The 5,551-nt window shown below is 64.5% G+C and carries 3 protein-coding genes, 1 other RNA gene and 1 pseudogene; 2 read left to right on the top strand and 3 right to left on the bottom strand.

What is annotated here, in order from left to right:
- Positions 1-206, top strand: a pseudogene (locus QZY07_RS08965) (chemotaxis protein); the annotation flags it as partial.
- A 280-nt stretch (positions 207-486) separates the two neighbouring features.
- Here QZY07_RS08965 and QZY07_RS08960 read toward each other — a convergent pair.
- Positions 487-4,077, bottom strand: a complete 3,591-nt coding sequence (locus QZY07_RS08960; RefSeq protein WP_295401704.1) for a sulfite exporter TauE/SafE family protein — start codon at positions 4,075-4,077, stop codon at positions 487-489.
- A 234-nt stretch (positions 4,078-4,311) separates the two neighbouring features.
- Between QZY07_RS08960 and QZY07_RS08955 the strand changes: the two genes are divergently transcribed.
- On the top strand, positions 4,312-4,647 hold the full coding sequence (locus QZY07_RS08955; RefSeq protein WP_295401703.1) for a hypothetical protein: 336 nt from the start codon (positions 4,312-4,314) through the stop codon (positions 4,645-4,647).
- 1 nt (position 4,648) lies between these two features.
- Here QZY07_RS08955 and QZY07_RS08950 read toward each other — a convergent pair whose 3' ends face one another.
- Together QZY07_RS08950 and ssrA are read right to left on the bottom strand one after the other, a co-directional pair.
- Positions 4,649-5,275, bottom strand: a complete 627-nt coding sequence (locus QZY07_RS08950) for a DUF1566 domain-containing protein (RefSeq protein ID WP_295401700.1) — start codon at positions 5,273-5,275, stop codon at positions 4,649-4,651.
- 210 nt (positions 5,276-5,485) lie between these two features.
- Positions 5,486-5,551: a transfer-messenger RNA gene (ssrA, locus tag QZY07_RS08945) on the bottom strand; the annotation flags it as partial.

Here is a 5,551-nt window from a genome sequence, read left to right as displayed (position 1 = left end):
TGGTCGACGAGATCACCCACGCCTCGCGCGAGCAGAGCACCGGCATCGAGCAGGTGACCCAGGCGGTCGCCCAGATGGACGAGGTCACGCAGCAGAACGCCGCGCTGGTGGAAGAGGCGGCGGCCGCCGCCGAGAGCCTGGAGGATCAGACGCGCGCGCTGTCCCAGGCGGTGGCGATGTTCCGACTGGAGACGGAATCGTCTTGATCGCTGCATCGGCGCGGCATGGAGGACAGGGACGGGGGACAGCAGCGTTCTCTTGCCGCACCGCAGCCGTCTTCGGATGCGCCGTCGACTCTGGACAAGCCAGTCCGCGCAATGAATCCGATCCTCAAGGTCGGTGCTCAGGTTCGTGATGAAGATCAGTGGGAGGCGTTTTAACCGCATCCAATTCGCGCAGTCGATTTAAGGCGGACTCGATAGCGCGGCCACGCGTGGGGATCGAGTCCAGAATCTGGCGCGGTTTTTCCATCCCATTGCCTGTCCCTCAATCCCGGACGCTGGACTCGTTCAGGTCCAGCAGGATCCTGGCGCCGGCGCGTCCGCCGAAGACCCGGATGTCTTCCTGAACGAGTCGCCAGCAGGCGTCGTCGAGGTTGGCGCGGGGGCCGCCAATCACGACCTTCAGGTAAAGGTCGGGTTCCAGCAGACAGAAGCAGAGACGCAGTTCGATCGGGTCGGGGTTTTCCGGTGACTGGGTATATAACTCCAGGGTGAGCTCGAAGGAGGCGGTGGCCAGGCGCGGACGCAAGGTCTCTATCCGTGCCAGCGCGCAATGCGGATGCTTGCAGCGTCGCCGGAGCGCGTAACCCAGCTCGCGGTCGCAGAAGACGCAGATGGCCCGTTCGATCTCGGCCAGATGGCGCCGCGCCTCGCGCAGGCGTTGCGGGGTTTCGCTGCCGTCGCGCAATTGCTGGCGCAGCACGCGCCGGAGCCGGTCGAAAGCCTTCGGCAGCGTGCCGCTGTGAAAGCCGCGGCGCAAGAGTCCGCGCATGGTCTCGCCATGTCCGCCGATGATGGCGGGTTCGATGGGGGCGTCCGGAAGATCGGTGCGGCGCATCGCCTGCAGCCCCGGTCGGGCGCCGCCGGCCGGTCCCAGGGCGGGATGATTGGCGGCGTAGAGCTTCCAGTTTTCCTTGAGTTCCCAGACCAGGAATCCGGCCAGGCCGGGCAGGAGGAGGACGGTGAGCGTGACGAAGGGATAGGCGATCCACTTGGGCAGCAGGGTTTCGGTCACGGTAAACAGAAAGCTGGTGATGACCGGAAAGAAGGGGAGCATCACCTTGTGACCGATGGTGACCAGCGGAAAGTGCTTGATGGGGTTGACCTGGGGTTCGACCAGGACCGTGACATAGAATTGGATCAAGGCTTCCAGAAAACGCCAGACGGGAATCAGCACGGCCTTGAGCGCGAGTTTCAGCCGCGATTCGCCCAGCCGATGGCTGAGCAGTTCCTCGATCCAGTGCAGGCCCTGCTGGAAACGCCGGGTGATGTCCTTGAAGAACTGCATGAGTTCGCGCACCAGCCCAAGAATCAGGGTCTGGTTCGCCAGTCGCAGGAAGCGGCCGACGGCGCTGATGGCGTCGTCCAGCAGGTGACGCCCGGCGGGGGTGTTGCGCACCAGGGTGCCCAAGACCAGGGTGAGCGCGAACAGCGAGATGCCCGGCTCCACCAGCGAACCTTCGAGCAGGCTGGCGATGCCGAGGAAGGGCAGTACCAGCAGGGTTCCGATCGCGAAAGGCCGCAGCAGGTTGCGGTCCAACCCCCGGACCAGACTGGTTTCGAGCAGCGCGACGATCGGTCGCCAGCGCAGGAAGCGCCGCAGACCGTCGTAAAACAGCAGTCGCAGCCCCCACCAGAGTCCGCGCAGCAGGGTCAGCGCGCCGCGTCGCATCACGCGCGTGTAAGCGATGGCGTTGATCAGCAGACCGACGACGCCGATCAGCCAGAGGGTCGTCAAGTCGAGATCGGTCGGATGGTGGGAGATCAAGCCAATCAGGACATGCAGGGTCTTAAGTGCCAGAAAGGCGAGGCCGAAGGGCAGGATCAGATGACGCAGGAGCAGCCGACCCACCGGGGTGCCGAACAGCGGCGCGCCCAGTTGCTGCAATCCCTTGAGATAAAACTCGCCAGGCTGGTAGACACCGGGCAGCGCGCGCGCGGCTAGGCGGTCGAAGCGCGCGAGCCGGTCGCCGCGCAGCAGTTCCTCGGGGGTGAAATCCGGAAGCCGCAGGACATTGCGGGCGAGGATGTCGCGCACGTCGGTGAATTTCAGATGCCGTCGATGTTCGATGACATCCAGGAGTTCGCGCAGCAGTTTGTGCGCGGCGACCTCCTCGCGGTGATTGCCGGGGTTGAATCCGGCGTCCTGCAGCGCGCGCTGCAACAGCGGTTTGAGCGGTTTCTCCAGGTGGACGGTGAGCCGCCTGGAGAGCGCGTGCAGCGGCTGGCTGAAGCGTTCGGCGTCCGCCGTGGGCCAGCCGAGTTGTTCCAGCCGGCTCGCGCCAGTGTCGAGCGCGCGCAGCGCCTTGAGATTCGCCTGGAACGGGAGGATCTGGCGAAAGCGGAGCCTCCCGGCGCTCAACAGCCAGTGGAGGGGCCGAAATCGGTAATAGGTCGTGCGGCTTTCCAGCAGCACCCGCTCCAGCGTCAGCAGCAGGCTGCGCGCGGGCCAGGCGTGTGGCGAGTCGAGCAGGTCGGCACCCAGCCGTCGCGCGAACAGGCGCAATTCATGCGCGCTGTCCGGCGCGAGCTTCCATTTGGCCGCCAACTGATTGGAGAGCGCCTCTTCGGCGCCGAGTCGACGCTGGGTCAAGGTTCGTCTGACCTGCTCGGCCTCGGGGGCGCAGGGCTCGCCCATGGCTTGAAAACGCAACTGCGCCGCGGCCAGTTGGTCGATGGCGGTGCCATAGCGGTCGCTGAGTTCGGCGCGCTGGGCGGTGCGCACGGCATGGCGGAACAGCATCAGGTACAGTTCCAGCCGGATGCCGCTGGCGATCAGCGGAGGGGCACCGCGCCGTCGGAACAGGGTCGGAAAGGCCAGCAGCAGGTCCAGCAGGGGCGCGAAGAACCCCAGAAGCGCGTCGTTCAGATGCCGCCGCCAGTCATGTCGCGGCAGTTGCAGACCCTGGCGGAGCGCGTCCAGACAGCGTGCCTCAAGCGGTGGCGGTACGTCCGGAGGCCGTTTGGGCAAGTCCGGATCGGGCGGATTCAGGCCAATCTCCCGTGGGGATTCGACATCCTCCGCGAGGCTTGCCGCAGGCAGCCCTTCGACAGCGGGTCGATTGGGCACGAAATCGGGATCCGAGCGCGCATAGGGCAGGTCACTCGGCAGAAGCGGCACCTGGGAGGGATGACCGCAGCGCGGATCGGGACAGGTGCGTTCCAGCAACGCGGGGAGCGGGTGACCGGGCCGCGCCGCCGGCAGGTCGAGCCCGCTCGCCGCCATCCAGCGATCCAGCTCCGCCCAGTCGTGGACAGCCGGAAAGAAGAAGCCGCGCGCACCGGGACAAAAATAGCGCAGGCGGGTGACGAGGGCGACGAAGCCCCGGCAGACGAGCGCATCCTCAAGTCCGGCCGGGATGATTCCGTCGCGGGTCAGGAGATCGCGGACCTCGGCGCAGGCGGGCGCGCCGATCAGATCCCGCAGTGCCGCCGGGCCGAAGGCATCGCGATCCTGTCGCGCGTCGCGGGCCGACTGCCAGGCGCGCGCGATCTCGCCCTCGAAGCGTCGCGCCCAGTAATCGCGCAGCAGACGGGTAAAGCCGGCGGTGTCGAGGCGTTGTTCCACGGGCATCGGCAGCAGGATGACATGATCGGGCAGCGTCAGCCCCTCGATGACGGCCAGCGCCTCCGGGTTTTCCGACTCCAGACCGGTCAGGAAGGCGGGGGAGGGCATCAGGTAATAGCCGAGATCCGGGATCGGCCCCTCGTGATCCCGCGACTCCAGGTGTTCCGCGATCAGTCTTTCCATGGCGCGGGGATGGAAGAGAAACACCCCCTCCGCCGGCTTGAAGACGCGCGAGCGAAAGAGCCTGGCGGTGGATTCGGCTTCAGTGGGCGGCGACGGGACTGACACGGGTCGGTGGGCTCGATTCGAGTGATCTGGAGAAAGACTCTTGATCCAGGCCGTGGGATGCGCCGAATGCGACGATGATCGGGCACCGGATCAGGGGTATATTGGGAGCAATTCGCCAACACGGGGCGAACAGGATCATAGCACGCGGTCGCTTTGCGCCATGGCGACGACCGATGACTTTATCATGGGGCAAATCCGCCTCTTCGAGATGACAGGGAGCGATGACTGTCGATCATGCACTATCGAGTCTTTTATCTTTTTGACCGATCCGGAGAGTCCATCTCGTCGGCCAGCGCCGTGGAGATGAGTGTCCGTTCGATCTGCGAGCAACTGCTGCCCCGTTTGCAATGCGCGGACGATTATCTCGGCATCATCGACGCCGAGGAGAACCTCATGCAGATCCTGTGTGAACTCGAAGCCAATCGTTATTGGGTCGAGTTGCCGCTCGACGCGGCCAAGGCGTCCTATGGACGATACCTAGATCTCGATCAATTGCGGGCGCTTCTGTTGGGGTTGCCGGCGGTCTTCGACCGTCAGGACATTCCTGGGCTGGAATACCGCCCCTGGTAAATCAGGGTGTAGCCGGAGGCGTTTTCCGCATCGTGCCGCGCACCAGGCGGATTCGACCGCTTTGGATCTTGCCGGGGCGGTAAGGGCTTCCAGTGAAGAAACTCACGCTCCAGGCGCGGTTCAAGCCACCTGTGTCGGAAGAGGACGACCAGAAGAGTGACGCTGGGGTATTGGGAAAGACCTGCGGATTGATCGCGGGCGAGATATGGCATCTTTCGACGATGCTGAGCAATTCCTCACCCGTCGGCAGACGCCAGCCGCCCTCCAGTGCCGTCGCCAGTCGCGTCGCCTTCTCCCAGGTATAGGCCGTGGGTTGGCCATCGCAGAGGTTGCTCTTGCCATTCCAGGTCTGGCCCCGCGCGCAGCGTTGCCATTCCAGCGTGGTGCGTTCATGGCGAACCGCGCTGCCATCCTCGATGGCGACGAATTCGGTGGATGGAGCGGTTTCGGCCTTGCCGCCGACGCAGGTATCGGTCGCGCTCGGGATGTCCGCCGCCAGGGTTGTCTGGAGTGGCGTCAGCAGCAGGATCGTCAGAGCGCCTCGCCGGGCTTGGTCAAAACAGAGCGGGCGGAATCTGCCGAATCGAACGTATAACCGATTGTCTAAAAAGAGTTTCTCGTAAAGCATTCGCTGGAGTCACCCTCTAAAGTTGCCCCCGAAAAAGGCTTGCTACCCCAACTCCTCGAAATTCGCCTGAATCCGTGCCGCCGACGGGGCGAATGAAATTGCCCCTACTAAATACCGCGCACAAGCGGCGGATGATCCGCTCTCCTGCAATAAAAAAACCCGCACTTAGGCGGGTTCTCGAACGTCTACGGATGGTCGCGGATGCTGAAATGGTGGAGGCGGCGGGAATCGAACCCGCGTCCGCAAGCCCTCTGCCCTTGGTTCTACATGCTTAGC

Source organism: uncultured Thiocystis sp., from assembly GCF_903866365.1.
Lineage (GTDB): Bacteria > Pseudomonadota > Gammaproteobacteria > Chromatiales > Chromatiaceae > Chromatium.
This window is presented reverse-complemented; position numbering and strand designations above follow the sequence as displayed.